The sequence below is a fragment of the Candidatus Pantoea floridensis genome (assembly GCF_900215435.1).
GTDB classification, from domain to species: Bacteria; Pseudomonadota; Gammaproteobacteria; order Enterobacterales; family Enterobacteriaceae; genus Pantoea; species Pantoea floridensis.
Genome location: NZ_OCMY01000002.1, coordinates 530,221 through 547,113, shown reverse-complemented (window position 1 = coordinate 547,113; position 16,893 = coordinate 530,221). Strand labels below are relative to the sequence as shown.

The following is a 16,893-nucleotide window of genomic DNA, read 5'->3' as shown; positions in this document are numbered from 1 at the left end:
CCCTGATAATTCGTGTTTACACGAATGAATGGGGCAGGTAATGCGAGAGAATCATCCATCACGCGAGGAGATTCGGCTGGAAAATGTGCTGGCGGCATTGGGCAATCCAATGCGCATGACCGTGGTCAGCATTCTGGCGGATGGCGGTGAACATACCTGCGGATCGCTGCTGAAAGGCGTATCGAAATCCACCTTAACTCACCACTGGCGCGTACTGCGCGAGGGCGGCATTATCTGGCAGAAACCCTCTGGCCGTGAAAATTTATTATCACTGCGACGCGACGATCTGGATGCGCGTTTTCCCGGATTGCTGGATTCGTTGTTGAGTGCGACTGAGCAAGATGCGCTCACCACCGCCACGCTAAATGCGTTCCACCCTAAATAACCCGCGCGCGGCCCGCCAGCGTGGCCACCACTATCTGCACAGCCGCAATCACTAATAGCATCGTCAGTGGCCACTGCCAGCTGCCGCTGATGTCATGCAACAGACCAAAGCACAACGGTCCGAGTGCCGCCACTCCATAGCCAACGCACTGCGCCATGCCCGATAACTTCGCGGCCTGCAGATGATCCGCGGTGCGCAGATTAAACAGCGACAGGCAAATCACCATTGATGCTCCCGCGCCTAGCCCGGCCAGAATCAGCCACAGCAGCGCGTAATTTGGCGCAGCCAGCAATCCTGCCACGGCCAGCAAGATGGCAAGTGACGCGAGGAAACTCATCGCGCGCTGATCGCGCATTTTCTTCAGGGCGCTCATACAGGCGAGATTCGAAACGATCGCCACTACCTGATAAACGAATAGCATGCCGCCAGCTTCCAGTTGGCTAATGCCGCTGTCCTGTGCGAAAGGGGTGAACCAACCAATTAAGGTGTAAAACACCAGCGACTGACAAGCCATAAACAGGGAAACCTGCCAACCTAATGCGGCGCGCCACGGCGATCGCGTGGGTACGGCATTGGCTGTGCCTTTTTTCTGAGTAGCGGATTTTTTCAGATACGGCAGCCAGGCGAGCAGCGCAATTACGGCCGGCATCAGCCATACCGCCAGCGATAGACGCCAACCTGCGCTACTGAGTTCTGCCAGCGGCACCACCACGCCAGAAGCGATGCTGGCAGTAATCGCCATCGTCATCGCATACAGTCCAATATAACGCGCGGTGTGCTCGGTGAAATCACGCTTGATCAGCGGCGGCAGAAGCACATTGGCGGCAGCGATACCGGAACTGAGAATCACGGTGCCAGCCCATAAGGCATTTTCACTGCCGCTAATGCGCAGCACCGATCCCAGCGTAATCAGCAGCAGTGCGCCCCACAAACTGCGCTCCAGACCAAAGCGATTGCCGAACCACGCAGCCGGTGGCGCTAAGGTGGCAAACATCAGCAGCGGTAAGAAGTTAATCACGCCTGCCGCGCTGGCGCTCAGTCCAAACGTCAGACGAATGTTTTCCAGCACCGGACCCACCGCCGTAATCGGCGTGCGCAAATTGGCCGCCGTCAGCAGCAGCAAGAACAGGAAAAAACCAGAACGACGCAGGGCAGGATTCGCAGATAAAACGGTATGGGTCATCTTTTCGCACCATAGCAATGAGGCAGACCAAGTCTGCATATGGTGCGTTGGTTGACGTTAACGCTTACGCAACGGCGCAGGCCGCTGAAAGGAGGGCAATACTAACGAGGGGATGTACTGATGTAAAGTTCTCAGAACCCATCGAAGATAAAATCAATCGAATCTTTAATGCGCTGTCGATCAACATGCGCATCCATAACTTGATCGCCGGGAAGTGATTCGCGTACGCTAGCCATTTCGTGGGTCATGACTAAGTATTCCTCACCTTCAACATTAATCACCGGATTGAGTCGCTTCACTTGGTTTTTTTTGAATAGATTAACGGGATAAAGTGGAATAACGATTCGCGAGGCCAGCTCGCCGATAATCTCGCTTTGGGCATCTATCAAAAAAGGGTATTCGCTATTCTTGTTGGTGTTGCGATAAATGAAATATTGCATTGCTAAAACGTCCTGTATTCATCCGACAATAATCCATGCTCTTCGATGATGCGGTTCAACTCTTGTAAATCTTCGCTATTTTCACGCTTCCATCTTTCTGCTTCTGTTGCTCGGATCTCATGTTGCAAAGCTCGGGAGAGGATTGCTGATAGATTAAGGCCAGCTTCTCTCGCTTGTTCAAGCAATGTGGGTTCAAGTGTCACACTGACTGTTTTTTTTGTCTTACAGATGTAGATGGCATAATTTCCCCGTGTACGGTACACGTGTATAAACATGCGTGATGAGTATGTGTGATGTTTACTGATAATTCAGTGCGCGCCTCCTATAAACCTGAAAAACTCAATCATCTTACCTTGCGCCATCCGCTATCCGCGTCCACCTTTAGTATTTCCCCTTTTCCCACAAATGGACGAACAATGCTCTGGTTATGGAACGTGCTTATCTTGCTGGCAACCGTGGTGGTGATGGAAATCGTCGCGGCGCTTTCGCATAAATACATCATGCATGGTTGGGGATGGGGCTGGCATTTGTCGCATCATGAACCGCACAGCGGCAAGTTTGAACTTAACGATCTGTATGCGGTGGTGTTTGCCGGGCTGGCGATTGTACTGATTTATGTCGGCGTGCAGGGCTTGTGGCCGCTGCAGTGGATTGGCGCGGGCATGACGGCCTACGGCGCGCTTTATTTTATGGTGCACGATGGACTCGTGCATCAACGCTGGCCTTTCCGCTACATTCCGCGCAAAGGCTATCTCAAGCGCTTATACATGGCGCATCGTATGCATCATGCGGTACGTGGACGTGAAGGCTGTGTTTCCTTCGGCTTCCTTTACGCACCGCCACTCAGCAAGCTGCAAGCCGCGTTGCGCGAACGCCATGGACGCAAAATCAACGAGGACGCTGCCACAGACCAGCCGGACGCGGCGCGTAAAAATTCACGCGTAAAGTGATTGGCCGGTGCTCGACTTTTTCAGCAGCAAATACTCGTCATCTTCACTTTAGGTTCCGATCTTTTACCTTCTTCACAAAGAAAATCTAACATTGCTTTCGTTCATTCAAGGCAAAGTTAGATTTTCATTTCCAGTATTTTTTCACAATAATAAAGTCAATTATGAAAATAACGACTGCACATACGGCAGTGATATTCCATGCATGGTCAGGCCAGCGATCATAGGAAAGAGAGCCAACGGTTATAATCAGAATGAGAGGTATGCTGGAGGAAAGGAATAGCCAAATGGAAAATCTGAAAAAACATTGTAGCATCCTGCTCATTTTATTAGATCCCTATCTATGGTTTATTAAAAATTGAAACCTTGCAAAAAAATATCTTTATACGAGTGAAAAAATTCATCAGTGCGTTGGCTTAATTATACGGCAAGGCTATCGCTTATTTAAAGAATACAAATTTCTGAATTTCGTTTAAGGAATTTGTCATCTTCGCAAAGCAAAAAGCCTTAACCGAATGAATTCGGTAATGAGCATAGCCGCCAGCGCCATGGACGCAAACTCAACGAGGACGCTGCCACAGACCAGCCGGACGCGGCTCAGGATGCGCCACGCGCGAAGTGAGCGCCATACCTGCGCCTTTCAACAGCAGAGCCAGCTTCTCTCCTTTGCTGGTGCGTTGGCGTGTATCCCAGGCATGCGCGCCAGCGTGCTGGACTTTCACCCCAATTTCGCGATAAACGCCGCGCGCGGTAGCGATGGCCCACGCCGAACGCAGCGGCAATCCAGGTAAGCCAGATCGCGCAGATTGATAATAAGGTTCCGCTTCCGCCACTAAACGCGCAGCCAGCGTTGCCAGGGCTGTTCGGTGCTGTGGAGCGCTCAACGTAGCGCCATTTAATCCTGCTTCATCAAGCCAGGATTGCGGCAGATAACAGCGACCATTTTCAGCATCCTCGACAATATCGCGCGCAATATTCGTTAGCTGAAAGGCCAAACCTAAATCGCAGGCATGATCCAGCACCGCTTCATCGCGAACGCCCATCACGCGCGCCATCATTAAGCCGACGACACCCGCAACGTGATAGCAGTAACGCAGCGTGTCCGCGAAGGTTGCGTAGTGTTCATCGCGCGCATCCATGGCGAAGCCTTCCAGATGATCAAAGGCCAGCTGCTGAGGTAACTGGTGAATGATCGCCACTTCCTGAAACGCCTTAAACGCCGGTTCATCCATGTGCGCACCGCTGTAGGCGCGGCGCGTTTCGATCTGCAGATGAAGCATGCGCGCCTGCGCATCCTCTACCGCGTGTTGCGTGCCCGCTTCGCCAAGCGTTTGCCCATCAATCACATCGTCGCAGTGGCGACACCAGGCGTAGAGCATCAGCGTACTGCGGCGCGTTGGCGCATCAAATAACTTTGCGGCGGTAGCAAAACTCTTCGATCCCACGGCCATGGTTTGCGTGACTTGCTCAAGCAGCGGCTGTCGATTCATTTAGCGCTATCCTCCAGCATCAGCTGGGCGGTGGCTTTGGCGGATCCGATGACTCCCGGCACGCCCGCACCGGGATGGGTGCCCGCGCCGACTAAATAGAGATTGCTGATATCAGCATCACGATTATGCGGACGGAACCAGGCACTTTGCGTCAAAATCGGCTCCAGCGAAAACGCCGAGCCATGATGAGCATGCAGCGTGTCGCGAAAATCAAACGGCGTAAACATCCTGTGTGTCACCAATTGCTGACGTAGTCCCGGCATATAGTGCTGCTCCAGATAAGCAAAAATTCGATCGCGCAAGCGCGGTCCTTCCTGTTGCCAGTCGATATCAGCGGTACCGAGATGCGGCACCGGCGCTAACACATAAAAACTGCCGCAGCCCGGCGGTGCAAGCGAGGGATCGCTGCTGCAAGGTGCGTGAAGATAAAGCGAAAAGTCATCTGCCAGCTCACGGCTGTTGAAAATTTCATCTATTAACTCGCGATAGCGCGGACCAAAACAGACTGTATGATGCGCGAGCTGTTCATGAGGATGATTCAGGCCAAAATAGAGAACAAACAAAGAGTTACTCATACGCTTACGTTTTAGCGATGCGGCGCGCTTGCGGGCCTGCGGATGATGATGCAATAGCCTGTCGTAGGTGTGAACCACATCTGCATTCGAGGCCACCGCCGCCGCAGCAAAACGTCGTCCGTCCTTCAGTTGAATACCGCTAATGCGATCGTCGTGGGTTTCCAGCTGACTCACTTCGGCATTCAGCAGCAACTCGCCGCCCAGATCTTCAAACAGCCGCGCCATACCGCTAACCAGCGCGCCGGTGCCGCCACGCGGAAACCACACGCCCCATTCGCGCTCCAGCGCATGAATCAAGGTATAAATCGATGATGTTGCAAAAGGATTACCGCCCACCAGTAATGAGTGAAAGGAGAATGCCTGCCGCAGGTGATCGTCCTGAATAAATTTTGCCACCATGCTGTAAACGCTGCGCCATGCCTGTAAACGTCCCAGCTGCGGCGCGACGCGCAGCATATCGCGGAAGTGCAGAAACGGCACCGTGCCAAGTTTCAGATAGCCCTCTTGAAACACCTCGCGAGAATAGGCGAGAAACTGGCGATAGCCAGCGACATCCTGCGGGTTGAACGTGGCGATCTGCTGCTCGAGCAGCGGCTGGTTGTTATCATAATCAAGCTGTTTACCGTCTTCCCAACACAGGCGGTAAAAGGGCGTTACGGGCATCAGCTCGACGTAATCGCTGAGTGATTTTCCCGCCAGCGTGAACAACTCTTCAATGGCGCTGGGATCGGTGATTACCGTCGGCCCCGCATCGAAGATAAAACCTTTATCCTCAAAGACATAGGCGCGTCCGCCTGGTTTATCGCGCTGCTCCAGTAGGGTGGTTGGGATGCCGGCTGCTTGCAGGCGAATCGCCAACGCCAACCCACCAAAACCTGCGCCAATCACATAAGTACGTTCCATTATTTCTTCCCTGGCGTTGCTGAGGTCATCATTAGCGCGCGCAGCGCTTCACCGAGTGGCACCGGCGGCTTGCCGCACAAAATTCGGGCTTTATCGCTCAGGCGCAGTTGCCCGGCGTAAAAGCGACTAATTAATCCGGCATCGAGCCGATAAAAGCGCTGCATCACACGCCAGCGCTGTTCAGGAGGTCCGGCGAGAAACAGCATGCGATTGAGCAGGCGAAAGAAGCGCTGCTCGCGCCACTGATTACGAGCGAAGCGTTCAATGTGCTGATTGAGAGTGCCGGCCGCGGTGGGCAACAAGGTTGCGATTAACTCCGCCAGCGCTACGGCGGAGGGCAACGAATAACCGGTGGTGGCGTGAAACAGTCCGGCGCGCAGGCCGCTGCTGGGCTGGCCGCACTGCTGCTGCCAGAATCGATCGACATCGCCGCTTAATGTGATGGGTAATACGCCATGCTCTTCACGCAGCAGCCTGCTGAGCATCCAGCCTTGCTGCTGCGCATAGTCGCCGATATGTTGGCGTGTCGCGTTTTCAGCCAGCGTAGGTTGATTGACGTAGTAGGTGTCTTCAATGAGCAGGCGATCGGCGCTGAGCGGCAGCGTGTAAACAAAACGATAGCCTTCGTGCTGATCGACGGTCGCATCCATCAGTATCGGTTGTCGTAAACCGTGCGGCTGCGCCAGCTGCCACTCCTGGCCAAGAAAGACCTGATAACCGAGCTGTAAGTGCGGTGTAGGCTGCAATCCCCGGCCATCGATAACAACTTGCACATGAAGTTCGCGGCCATCTTCCAGCGTCACCTGCGTAGGGCTCATCTGGCTGACGGGCGCGTTACACCATAGATCGTCGCCCATTACACTAGCGAGCTTGTGGGCAAAATCGTCTGAGAAGATCGAACCATAAGCCCCATTCAATGTGCGACGCAGCGCAGGGAAGCGCACTTGATAACCCGACCAACGTACCGAAATCAGCGGTTCGAGCCAACTCAACTGTTCAGCGGTGAGATCGCTGTGATGAAAGGACCAGGTATGATTCCCCGCCGGATGTGCGTGACTCTCCAGCAGCAAGCATTTTAGTTCGGGTTGCAGCTGACGCAGGCGGAGCGCGATCAGGCCGTTCGCCAATCCGGCCCCCACCAAAATCACATCGTATTGCGTCTGCATCAGGTTGCCTCCGCGAGCACAACGTGCTGCTGGCACAGCGCTTGTTCAACGATCTCTGCTGCACGCTGGCAGCCGCCTGCGCGCTGCAACTGCGCCTGAATCGCTGACATACGTAACGTATAACTGTCGTCTGCCAGCACTTTTTGCAGATGCCGTTCCAGTCGATGTACTCCGCTGAAACGCGATGCGCGGCACCCAACGCCGTGCCACTCAATCCGCGCCGCTACGCCGGGCTGATCAAAAGCAATCGGCAGTGCCAGCATCGGAGTGCCGCACGCCAGCGCTTCCAGCGCGCTGTTTAATCCAGCATGAGTAATAAACAGCTGCGCGTGCTGCAACGCTGCGCGTTGATCGACAAAATCCGTCACCCAGGCAGCACCGGCCAGTTCAAGTTGATGCGTTTGCTGCATGTTTAAACCACCGCAATGTGCGATGACTAATGACAATCGCAGATTTCGGCACGCCTGCGCCAGATGCAAAAACAGGCGAAAGCGATGACCTTGTAGCGTTCCGAGCGAGGCGTATACCACCGGCTGACGCAGCGCTGGCCAGGGCGCGTTGAGCGGTGCAACTGACACCGGCTCGCGTAAGGGCCCAACGGCGTGATAGCAGTCCGGCAACTGCTGACGTGGAAAATCAAAGGCAGGCACCATCTGGCTGATTTGCGCCAGCGGCGAAAGACATTGATGCAAACCGCGCCGTTCCGTTAAGCCAAACGCTCGGGCATGTTTGAGAATGACCTCGCCATGGCGATGCATGATGCGATCGTAGATATCGCTGCTAGCCTGAAAACGCTTTAAGGCTTTCTCATTCTGCGCAAAACGGAAAGGCATCACCGCGAGGGGAATGCCCGCTTCGCGATTAACCGGTAAGGCGCAGGCCACAGAGACAAAAGGCAGATGCAGCGCTTCCGCAACCAGCCCGCCCGCAGCTTCCATCTCATCGGCGATCACGCCGTCAACTTTCAGTGCCTTTAGCAGCTCTGGTAATTCGCGACATAGCATATCGGTACAGTCTGCCAAATCCTTTATTACCCGAAACACCGACAAGCCACCCGGCGAGGCCAGTCGATGTAATACCGGCGCCAGAGAGCCGGCCGGATGCGTTTGCTGCCCGACGGTAACAAATTCGATGCGTTCATCGCTCAGTAAAGTGCGCGCATCGGCTTGTTGAATAAACGTGATGCGATGCCCGCGTGCCAGCAGCGTTTGTGCCAGCGCCTGCAACGCATGAAAGTGGCTATAAAGCGGAGGCGCAATCACCGCAAAGTGGCCCATCAGCGGATCCGCGCTCAGTTGAACATCGCCAGCTGTTGGTTAAACAGGGCGTGCATATATTGGCGGGTAGCGATGCCACGATCGCAGGCACAGGCAAGATGCGCATCGGCGCTGCGGAGGTGATCGCGCAGACGCCGTTCAGCGCCATCAGCACCCAGCATCTGCACCAGCGTTGATTTACCTTCGTCTTGATGCATATCTTTGCCGGTGAGTTTGCAGCCATCGGCGAGATCGTCGAGCAGCTGAAATGCTTGACCTAAATCCTGAGCGAAAAAGTTAAGTCGCTGACGTATCTGTGGTGATGCGTCCGCAGCAATCGCTGCCATTTGCAGCGTGGCGCGAAACAGCACGCTGGTTTTCAGTTCATTGGTGAGGGCAATGGCTTCCGGACTTCGGCTTTGCGCACCATTGTGCAAATCCTGGAATTGTCCTTGTACCAGGCCCTGCAAGCCAACGGCGGAAGAGAGTTCGGCAATCGCCTCAGATTTATGCAGCGCGGGTAAACCCGGTGCAATCGCAATCACTTCAAAGGCGCGACTGAGCAGCGCGATAGCCGCCAGGATCGCCACGTTCTCACCAAACTCGCGATGCACCGTCGGGCGGCCACGTCGCATCTGCGCGTTATCCATGGAGGGAATATCATCAAGTATCAAAGACGCCGCGTGTACCATCTCCACCGCACAGGCGAGATCGAGAATGCCATGTTGAGTGAGCTCGCAACCCATGTCGCGCGCCGCCAGCATGAGTAATAAAGGACGAATGCGCTTACCTTGTGCCAGCGTACCGGCACGCATAGCGGCTCGCACGCGATCGGCTTGCTGTCCAGCAGGCAACAAATGTTCAAGGTGCGCCTGTAAAATCTGTTGCAGCTGAAGAAGTTCGCTATCCTGGTGTGCTGTGGTGTCGACATGGGCGGTCATAGTGGCTATCCATGGTTGGTGAAATTTTTATACTTTTTTGATTAACCGTAGACTGCGTAAGGGGAGTTCGCCAGCGCGTGCCGCGCATTAGGGCTGAAATTAACCGCAATGAATATGAGAATTTAATGCCATTTACTGCGTGATCTTATTAGCGAAAAAAGTAACAACTGCGTCGTAACATAAATAACTCCGTTAGGCTGGTGATAAATAAATGCACCTGATGGAAAATATAATGACGAATTCGCAACCTGCCATCCTGATTATTCAGCCGCTAATGCCGCAGCTGGATGAAAAACTCACTCAGCACTTTCACTGTCATCGCTTATATGAGCAGCAAGATCCCGTAGGATTTATTCAACAGCATGGCATCGCGATTAAGGCTATTGTTACGCGCGGTGATATTGGTGTAGAAACCGCAATTCTGGAACAACTGCCCGCCTGTAAAGCGATTGCGGTATTTGGCGTTGGCACCGATCGTATTGACCTTGACTACACCGCAAAACACGGCATTCAGGTGAGTATCACCCGCGATATTCTCACTGAAGATGTGGCGGATTTAGCGCTGACGCTGATGCTGGCATTTTCTCGTAATCTAGTAGCCTATCATCAGTTTGCGAAAGCTGGCGCATGGGAAAATAGCAGCGTTGAACTATCCACCCGCGCCAGTGGAAAGCGCATCGGAATAGCTGGGCTGGGCGCGATTGGCTTAGCCATCGCGCGCCGTGCCGAAGCTTTTGGCATGCAGGTTGCGTACACCGCGCGCACGGCTAAAGACGTAAGCTACAAGCGCTGCGACAACATTGAGCAGCTCGCCGCCTTTAGTGATTTTCTGGTGCTGGCATTGCCAGGCAGCGCGGAAAATCTGCAATTAGTTGATGCAAAAGTGCTGACAGCGCTTGGTAAAGAAGGTGTGCTGATTAACATTGCGCGCGGGACAGTCATCCATGAAGCCGATCTCATCACCGCATTGCAACAGGGAACCATAAAAGGTGCGGCACTTGATGTTTATCCACATGAACCGATGATTAACCCCGCTCTGCGTGAATTGGATAATGTCCTTTTAACACCGCACATTGCCAGCGCTACGCATGAAACCCGCGCGCAAATGACGAGTAATGTACTGGAAAATTTACGCAATTATTTTTCCGAGGGGAAAATGATTACCGCACTCTAAATTTTACCTTTGATTGCCGAGCAAACCGGCGGCACAGTAAAGCCATTTTTTATAAAAATGATATTTTTATGCCAATTTTGCGTGGATGAACGCGTTAACTTGTTACTAATATGTTATTGGTAAGGCGGTTAACGATTCTTTTATCTCATACGGAGGCAGCATGAAAATAGGCATTGTGGGTTACGGTACCGGCGGTAAACATTTCCACGCCCCCTTTATTGTTGCAGCACAGGGATTGGAGCTGGCAGGAATAGTCGCTCGTGCGCCTGCGACTATTGCAAAAGTGAAAGCGGATTTCCCCGATGTGCCCATTTTCGCTAGCCTGACAGAGATGCTGGCAGCGGGTGTGGATATCGTCACCATCACTACACCACCGCAGACGCGTCGTGAGCTGGTATTGGAAGCGATCGATGCGGGAGTTGCGGTGATCGCCGATAAACCCTTCGCGCCGGATGCCAAAACCGGTCGCGAGCTGGCGGCTGCAGCGCGTGCGAAAGGCGTGGTGCTGAGCGTTTATCATAACCGCCGTTATGATGCTGACATCCTGACGCTGAAAAAAGTGATTGAAGAACAGCGCGTTGGCAAACTTTGGCGCTTGCATAATCGCATGGATTTCGATGATGCCCTGACGCTGGAAGGCGGTGAAACCGGAGGCCTGCTGCGCGATTTGGGCAGCCACATTGTTGATCAAGCCATCTGGCTGATGGGGCCGGTGAAATCGGTCTATGCACAATTGGATATTGTTGAATTACCAGAAGGACCAACGGATGCCAGTTTCGTGCTGACGCTGACCCACCATAACGGCACGCATTCCTATGTTTCCGCCACCAAACTCAACCGCATGGTATGCCGCGAACTGCGGCTGTACGGCGAGAAGGGCAGTTATTTGTCGCAGGGCAGTGATGTGCAGGCGCAGGCGATTTTTGCGGGTAAACGTCCCGCTGATGATTTGGCGGGATGGGGTTACGAGCAGCGCGACCGTTGGGGCGTTTTGCAACGTGCCGAAGGCAACGAAGCGGTGCCATCTGAACAGGGCGCCTATCACGCTTATTATGAAGCCTTTGCTGATGCAGTGCGTAACGGCACCGAACCGCCGGTGACGACCGATCAAGCGATTGAAGTGTTGGCGGTGCTGGATGCGGCGTTTATCAGCGCGCGAGAGAATCGCGTGGTGACGATCGCATAACGCATCTCGATGATTTGTATCGGTCGCCAGGCACGGCGACCCTAGGTAGTAAGGTGCGCATTTACGCGCACCACGCATTTCAGCCTGCTAGAATGGCCGTCATTTAGTGGTGAAAGCAGTGAGGTAAGTTGTGTCGGCGTTAGTATTTAGAGAAGCGAATCTTACGGATGTGGATCGGTGTTATGCCATTGAAACAGAAGCTTACGAAGGAGACGAAGCGGCAACCCGCGAGAAAATAGCGACTCGCATTGCGCAGTATCCGCAAGGTTTCCTGTGCCTGGAAGCAGAGGGCAAGGTCATCGGTTTTATCAATGGCGGCTGCGCGTGGGATGTAGTGATGTCGGATGAGGAATTCAAAGCGCTAATCGGCCACGATCCGGCTGCGCCTAACGCGGTGATCATGTCGGTGGTGCTCGATCCAGCATATCAAGGCAAAGGTTACGCTACGCTGCTGATGCGCCATTTTGTCCAGCTGATGAAGCAAATGGACAAGCAAACCATTCACTTAATGTGCAAAACCCATCATGTCGAACTGTATAAGAAAATGGGTTATCAGTACGTTAAACCGTCCGCGTCCGATCATGGCGGCATGGCGTGGCATGAGATGTTGATGACACTATAATGTGTCAGGTCGCCGAATTATGGCGACCCAAATCTTATCTCACGCAGCAACGCCTTTCGGTAGCGACGACAGATGTCCCGCCCATAAACTGGCGACCCATTTCACCCCTTTAGCGGTAAAACGCGCTTGAGAAAACGCGTGCTGATTCTCAGCATGTCCAGAACGCAGCGTAAAGTAACCCGCCTGGAGGTGATGCTGCTGCGGTGCCAGTGAACCTTTCTCGCGGTACATGATATTGCGCTCCAGCAAGAACTCACGAAATTCCGTTTCCTTGACTTTCAACATCTTGCACAACTGGCGAAAGCCGAGCGAATCTTCGATTTCAACAAAGCGGTCAAAAAACTCGGCTTTGGGCGCAGACAGTGCGAGTTGCTGCTCAGCCGCTCGTCGCTGCTCAAATTGTTCGGCCCACGCACGGGCTGCTTCAGCTGGATTAGTGAAATCAGGCAAATGCGTAAACTGTTCCCGTTTTTGCCAAAGATCGAGTAACTCTGCGGTGAACCCTGGAGAGAGCCGCGCAACGGCTAATAATGAATCGCGCTTGTTGAGATGAAACTCCTGACGCATTTCACCCTGATGCTCATAAAGATTTACCGTGATGGGCTGAGAAAGACGCTGGGCAGTTTCCAGGCTTTTGATCAGACGCTTCACTTCACCGTGAGTAATACCCGTAACGCTGGCTATTTCGCGGCTGCTCATCATCATTGATGAATTCAGAGCAGACAGACTTTCCGTTGAGATCATCATTATTCGCACCTCTTGCAGACTTACTCAGCCGTGTGGCTGTCGAATAAGTATACCGAATACTGGTTTTATATCCAGTATTTATTTTAACCGTTTTCGTAAGATGTTCTGTTTTGCGTGGCGTTGCACAAATCAATGCCAGTTCACGTTATTCCACTCTGCGTATTCTCTTAAAGTGGCGCGTTTCAGGTTTATTAAATTGTCGTTATGGATGCCGTTTGCTAATTTTGAGCCAATTTTCCGGGTTTTTATTGGCTTTCTGCGACCGTTTGGCGCAGCGCCGATGTAGACCTTTTTAACAGCAATGATCACATCACTGGCAGCAACCCTGCTGGAGAAGAAATGAAAAAAAATAAAGTAAAAACACACCTGGTTTCGCTCGGGCTACTGGCGGAAAAAAAGCTAACCAAACGCAAAACGTTACCCGACTACAACCCGGCCGCAGAGCAGGATATCAATTTGCAGCCGCGTCAGACGGCACCTGCTGCCATTCCGCGTCAAATCTGGATGTACTGGGAAAGTGAACAACTGCCAGCAGAAGTGCAGATTTTTGTTGATAAAATCGTCCGTGAGAATCCAGGTTATTTGGTCACGGTTATCAATAACCTGAATATTAAAAATTACCTGCCAGACCTGCATTTTGTGCATCAGGATATGCGTGCGTCACACAAAAGTGATGTCATCAGGCTGGAACTGTTGCACCGATATGGCGGTATCTGGATGGATGCCACCATTATTCTCAATCGTACGATGGATGAGCTGCTGGCGGTAAATATTGATGACAGTTATGACCTCATCGCTTTTTATCGCGATGGATCGACGCTAGATAAAGCCTATCCGGTGGTTGAATCCTGGTTTTTAGCCGCGCCAAAAAATAACCCTTTTATCGCACGCTGGCTGCACTATTTCCGGCCAATAGTTGAGATCGGCGCTGATGAATTTTTCCGCCGCCTGCAGGCGTTGCCTGACTACGCAACCCTGGTGCAGGGCATAACGCCACCGGATTATCTGGTGGTGTACATCGCGCAGCAGCAGGCGTTACGTGAAAATAATCAGTACAATTTTTATCTGCGCAAATGCGAAGCCAGCGCGTTGCTCTATCAGAGTTTAGTGAAGTGGCGCCCGGTAAAACTGAGCCGCATGCTGATGGTGGATCGCCTTCCTGCCGTCTTACCGCCGCTGACTAAGCTGACGGGATTTGACCGCAAATATCTCGACACTAATCTGAAATATGGTGTGGTGAACCAAGATAGCTTACTGGGTCAGATTCTCTTAACCAGCCAGAAGGGCGCCCGCCCGCAAACCCCGCTCCCGGCGCTGACGGGCAAGGCGTAACCGATCACGGCTTGATCAACTGCTGCAGTGCCGAGGCGCTAATTTCATCGTCCGGCACATACACCAACAGGCGGTCACCGTTGCGCGAAGCGGACCACCAGTTATTTTGCCGCAGCGTGAGTTCACCCACTTGCGCATGGTAAAAACGTTTCACGCGGTTCTCCACCTGGCCCAACTCATAGCGCTGCCAGGTGTGCGCAAACTCATCTGAACTGTGCAACAGGCGCGCAAGAAAGCTTTCCCAATGCGGATCGCCAAGATGTTCACCCATCTGACCCCGAAACATCGCCACCATTTGCGGCATCACTTCATCCCAGTCATTGATGGCCTGGCGCCAGGCGGGATGATTGAACGCCAACCAGATGCAGTTGCGATCTTCTGGCGCAATCTCTGCTAAATCGACGCCCATTAATGCACACCACGCGGCGTTGTAGCCAAGGATATCGAAGCGCGGCGTCTCAATAATGGCCGGTAACTGGATGGCATCGAGCATTTGCTGATTGTGTGCGGCAATTTTACAGCACGCTGCCACCACGCGCACCGACGGTAATGTATGTCCGGCCAGGGAAAACAGATGCTGAGTTTCCACATCGTTGCACTGCAGCGCGGCGGCGATGGCGGTGAGGGTTTTCGGCGAGGCTTTAATATCACGCCCCTGTTCCAGCCACGTATACCAGGTCACGCCAACATCCGCCAACTGCGCAACTTCTTCCCGACGTAAACCCGGCGTGCGGCGATGGCGCATGCGCGGTAAACCCAGGCGATTGGGATCGAGGTTTTCGCGGCGCGTGCGTAGAAACGTACCGAGTAGCTTACGATTGTTTTGTTCAGTGCTAACAGGCGCGGATGCCAGGCTCATACACAGATCCTTCAGCAAGACGGGTAGTGTTTATACCATGATAATTAAGAACTGGTACCCGTTTAATGGTTAGGTGATGCTATGCCGTACTGAAACGAAAAACAAGGGTAAAACCGATGCAGACATCGCAACTTCAACGCACAGGATTGATGGTCCTGCTTGCCGGGCAACTGCTGCCCATGATCGATTTTTCTATCGTTAACGTGGCCTTAGACGCGATGGCTCACACGCTGCAGGCCACGGCGATTGAGCTGGCGCTGATTGTCGCGGTATATGGCATCGCCTTCGCCATCTGCCTGGCGATGGGCGGACGGCTGGGCGATAACTATGGACGCCGTCGCGTGTTCCTTGCGGGAGTATGGATCTTTGGTATTGCATCTTTATTATGCGGCATTGCCAACAGCGTTGGTTTGCTGATGTTTGCTCGCGCACTGCAGGGCGTTGGCGCGGCCTTTATCGTGCCGCAGATCCTGGCAACATTGCACATCACCTTGAAAGGTCGAGCGCACGCACGCGCCATCGGCTTGTACGGCGGCATTGGTGGGCTGGCATTTATCATCGGCCAGGTGCTGGGCGGTTTTCTCATCAAAGCCGATATCGGCGGTTACGGCTGGCGCAGCGTGTTCCTGATTAACCTGCCGATCTGTCTGTTTGTGCTGATCACCGCGCGCCGCTTCGTGCCAGAAACGCAAAACACGCAGCGCGTACCGGTCGATGTTAGCGGCACGTTGCTGCTGGCAGGTGCGATCGGTTGCCTGATGCTGGCGTTGGCGCTTGGGCCGCTGCTGCACTGGTCGTGGCCATGCATCTTGCTGCTGGTGCTGTTCCCGCTATTTTTACACCGTTTACGCCAGAGTTCGCTGCGGCTGGAAGCGGCAAACGGCGCACCACTGCTGCCACCCTCGCTGCTGCGTCTTCCCAGCGTGCGCTTTGGCCTGACGCTGGCGGTGCTGTTTTTCTCGTGCTGGAGCGGGTTTATGTTCTCAGTCGCGCTGACGCTGCAAGCCGGCTTAGGCATGACGGCGTTCCAGTCGGGTAATGCTTTTATTGCGCTCGGCGCCGCTTATTTTATTGGTGCGATGCAATCCACCCGCATCGTCGAGCGTTTAGGAAAACGCGGCGCTCTGCTGATGGGCTGCGGTATTCAAATGGTTGGCCTGGTAACGTTAATCGCTACGCTGCAACTCGCCTGGCCACAGGTAGGCATTTTCACGCTAATTCCCGCCACGGTGCTGATTGGTTTTGGTCAGTCGTTTATTGTCAGCACCTTCTACCGCATCGGTATGAGTAGCGTGCCGCATCATCAGGCGGGGGCGGGCAGTGCAGTGTTATCAACCGTTCAGCAATCGGCGCTGGGTTTAGGCCCGATGCTGCTTGGCGGCGTATTTACGCAGATCTATGCACACGGAAATCATCTAACGGCGATTACCGGTACGCTTGGCGTTGAGCTGGGGATGATGGCGCTGCTGGTGATTTTCACCAGCCTTAATCGCCGTACGTTTCAGTCAGTAGCGGCAGAAGGGTAATTCTTGTGAGGGTATTTCGACAGGAGCGTTTCACCATAGTGTAAAACAACCGAAAATCCGTGAGTTACGCTGAATTTACCTTTGGCTGAGCGGTCTTTTTTCCGGAACATATCGCCGCAGTTAACGGGCTGGACCACGTGTTCAGCCCGTTTTTATGGGGT

At 53.4% G+C, this 16,893-nt stretch carries 16 protein-coding genes and 1 pseudogene; 7 read left to right on the top strand and 10 right to left on the bottom strand.

Annotated features, from left to right (window positions below):
• Positions 1–40: 40 nt before the first annotated feature.
• A complete protein-coding gene (locus CRO19_RS23145) occupies positions 41–385 on the top strand; it encodes an ArsR/SmtB family transcription factor (protein WP_097098172.1) in 345 nt (114 codons plus the stop codon).
• On the opposite strand, the gene CRO19_RS23140 is transcribed toward CRO19_RS23145, so the two are convergent.
• From CRO19_RS23140 to CRO19_RS23130, 3 genes and pseudogenes are all read right to left on the bottom strand, one after another.
• The gene (locus CRO19_RS23140; protein WP_097098171.1) at positions 378–1,568 is read right to left on the bottom strand and encodes an MFS transporter; all 1,191 of its coding nucleotides are present in this window, start codon (positions 1,566–1,568) and stop codon (positions 378–380) included. The two genes, CRO19_RS23145 and CRO19_RS23140, sit on opposite strands and share 8 nt — an antisense overlap.
• Positions 1,569–1,699: 131 nt before the next feature.
• Complete coding sequence (locus tag CRO19_RS23135) at positions 1,700–2,008, bottom strand: CcdB family protein (protein WP_097098170.1); 309 nt, start codon at positions 2,006–2,008, stop codon at positions 1,700–1,702.
• Between the two features lie 2 nt (positions 2,009–2,010).
• Positions 2,011–2,249, bottom strand: a pseudogene (locus CRO19_RS23130) (type II toxin-antitoxin system CcdA family antitoxin).
• Between the two features lie 175 nt (positions 2,250–2,424).
• Here CRO19_RS23130 and CRO19_RS23125 point away from each other — a divergent pair.
• On the top strand, positions 2,425–2,958 hold the full coding sequence (locus CRO19_RS23125; protein ID WP_097098168.1) for a sterol desaturase family protein: 534 nt from the start codon (positions 2,425–2,427) through the stop codon (positions 2,956–2,958).
• A gap of 557 nt (positions 2,959–3,515) precedes the next feature.
• On the opposite strand, the gene crtB is transcribed toward CRO19_RS23125, so the two are convergent.
• From crtB to CRO19_RS23100, 5 genes are read right to left on the bottom strand one after another with little or no spacing between them, the layout of a single operon-like run.
• On the bottom strand, positions 3,516–4,445 hold the full coding sequence (gene crtB, locus CRO19_RS23120) for a 15-cis-phytoene synthase CrtB (RefSeq protein ID WP_097098167.1): 930 nt from the start codon (positions 4,443–4,445) through the stop codon (positions 3,516–3,518).
• Positions 4,442–5,923, bottom strand: coding sequence for a phytoene desaturase (locus CRO19_RS23115; RefSeq protein ID WP_097098166.1), 1,482 nt, complete (start codon positions 5,921–5,923; stop codon positions 4,442–4,444). The genes crtB and CRO19_RS23115 overlap by 4 nt, the downstream gene beginning before the upstream one ends.
• Entirely contained in the window at positions 5,923–7,089 is a 1,167-nt protein-coding gene (crtY, locus tag CRO19_RS23110) for a lycopene beta-cyclase CrtY (RefSeq protein WP_097098165.1), read from the bottom strand. The genes CRO19_RS23115 and crtY overlap by 1 nt, the downstream gene beginning before the upstream one ends.
• Complete coding sequence (locus CRO19_RS23105; RefSeq protein WP_097098164.1) at positions 7,089–8,366, bottom strand: glycosyltransferase; 1,278 nt, start codon at positions 8,364–8,366, stop codon at positions 7,089–7,091. Before CRO19_RS23105 ends, crtY begins: the two co-directional genes overlap by 1 nt.
• A 14-nt stretch (positions 8,367–8,380) precedes the next feature.
• Positions 8,381–9,286, bottom strand: a complete 906-nt coding sequence (locus tag CRO19_RS23100; RefSeq protein ID WP_097098163.1) for a polyprenyl synthetase family protein — start codon at positions 9,284–9,286, stop codon at positions 8,381–8,383.
• A 232-nt stretch (positions 9,287–9,518) separates the two neighbouring features.
• On the opposite strand from CRO19_RS23100, the gene CRO19_RS23095 reads away from it, so the two are divergent.
• The 3 genes from CRO19_RS23095 to CRO19_RS23085 all read left to right on the top strand — a co-directional run bounded on the left by CRO19_RS23095 (position 9,519) and on the right by CRO19_RS23085 (position 12,268).
• A complete protein-coding gene (locus CRO19_RS23095; protein ID WP_097098162.1) occupies positions 9,519–10,460 on the top strand; it encodes a 2-hydroxyacid dehydrogenase in 942 nt (313 codons plus the stop codon).
• Positions 10,461–10,620: 160 nt separating this feature from the next.
• A complete protein-coding gene (locus CRO19_RS23090; protein ID WP_097098161.1) occupies positions 10,621–11,646 on the top strand; it encodes a Gfo/Idh/MocA family oxidoreductase in 1,026 nt (341 codons plus the stop codon).
• Positions 11,647–11,776: 130 nt separating this feature from the next.
• Positions 11,777–12,268, top strand: coding sequence for a GNAT family N-acetyltransferase (locus CRO19_RS23085; protein WP_097098160.1), 492 nt, complete (start codon positions 11,777–11,779; stop codon positions 12,266–12,268).
• 39 nt (positions 12,269–12,307) lie between these two features.
• Here CRO19_RS23085 and CRO19_RS23080 read toward each other — a convergent pair whose 3' ends face one another.
• Positions 12,308–13,015 (bottom strand): phage antirepressor KilAC domain-containing protein, encoded by a 708-nt coding sequence (locus CRO19_RS23080; protein ID WP_176519238.1) that lies wholly within the window; start codon positions 13,013–13,015, stop codon positions 12,308–12,310.
• 339 nt (positions 13,016–13,354) lie between these two features.
• Here CRO19_RS23080 and CRO19_RS23075 point away from each other — a divergent pair, with 339 nt between their 5' ends.
• Positions 13,355–14,347 carry a glycosyltransferase family 32 protein gene (locus tag CRO19_RS23075; protein ID WP_097098159.1) on the top strand — a complete coding sequence of 331 codons (993 nt, stop codon included), beginning with the start codon at positions 13,355–13,357 and terminating at the stop codon, positions 14,345–14,347.
• Positions 14,348–14,351: 4 nt separating this feature from the next.
• Here the strand turns inward: CRO19_RS23075 and CRO19_RS23070 are convergent, their stop codons facing one another.
• Complete coding sequence (locus CRO19_RS23070) at positions 14,352–15,206, bottom strand: helix-turn-helix transcriptional regulator (RefSeq protein ID WP_097098158.1); 855 nt, start codon at positions 15,204–15,206, stop codon at positions 14,352–14,354.
• A gap of 116 nt (positions 15,207–15,322) precedes the next feature.
• Here CRO19_RS23070 and CRO19_RS23065 point away from each other — a divergent pair, with 116 nt between their 5' ends.
• Complete coding sequence (locus CRO19_RS23065) at positions 15,323–16,732, top strand: MFS transporter (protein WP_097098157.1); 1,410 nt, start codon at positions 15,323–15,325, stop codon at positions 16,730–16,732.
• The last annotated feature ends 161 nt before the right edge of the window (positions 16,733–16,893 follow it).

Bases quoted from the DNA above. Each gene is read 5' to 3' on its own strand.
- CRO19_RS23145 (WP_097098172.1), top strand. From the start codon at position 41: ATGCGAGAGAATCATCCATCACGCGAGGAGATTCGGCTGGAAAATGTG.
- CRO19_RS23140 (WP_097098171.1), bottom strand. From the start codon at position 1,568: ATGACCCATACCGTTTTATCTGCGAATCCTGCCCTGCGTCGTTCTGGT.
- CRO19_RS23135 (WP_097098170.1), bottom strand. From the start codon at position 2,008: ATGCAATATTTCATTTATCGCAACACCAACAAGAATAGCGAATACCCT.
- CRO19_RS23125 (WP_097098168.1), top strand. From the start codon at position 2,425: ATGCTCTGGTTATGGAACGTGCTTATCTTGCTGGCAACCGTGGTGGTG.
- crtB (WP_097098167.1), bottom strand. From the start codon at position 4,445: ATGAATCGACAGCCGCTGCTTGAGCAAGTCACGCAAACCATGGCCGTG.
- CRO19_RS23115 (WP_097098166.1), bottom strand. From the start codon at position 5,923: ATGGAACGTACTTATGTGATTGGCGCAGGTTTTGGTGGGTTGGCGTTG.
- crtY (WP_097098165.1), bottom strand. From the start codon at position 7,089: ATGCAGACGCAATACGATGTGATTTTGGTGGGGGCCGGATTGGCGAAC.
- CRO19_RS23105 (WP_097098164.1), bottom strand. From the start codon at position 8,366: ATGGGCCACTTTGCGGTGATTGCGCCTCCGCTTTATAGCCACTTTCAT.
- CRO19_RS23100 (WP_097098163.1), bottom strand. From the start codon at position 9,286: ATGACCGCCCATGTCGACACCACAGCACACCAGGATAGCGAACTTCTT.
- CRO19_RS23095 (WP_097098162.1), top strand. From the start codon at position 9,519: ATGACGAATTCGCAACCTGCCATCCTGATTATTCAGCCGCTAATGCCG.
- CRO19_RS23090 (WP_097098161.1), top strand. From the start codon at position 10,621: ATGAAAATAGGCATTGTGGGTTACGGTACCGGCGGTAAACATTTCCAC.
- CRO19_RS23080 (WP_176519238.1), bottom strand. From the start codon at position 13,015: ATGATGATCTCAACGGAAAGTCTGTCTGCTCTGAATTCATCAATGATG.
- CRO19_RS23075 (WP_097098159.1), top strand. From the start codon at position 13,355: ATGAAAAAAAATAAAGTAAAAACACACCTGGTTTCGCTCGGGCTACTG.
- CRO19_RS23070 (WP_097098158.1), bottom strand. From the start codon at position 15,206: ATGAGCCTGGCATCCGCGCCTGTTAGCACTGAACAAAACAATCGTAAG.
- CRO19_RS23065 (WP_097098157.1), top strand. From the start codon at position 15,323: ATGCAGACATCGCAACTTCAACGCACAGGATTGATGGTCCTGCTTGCC.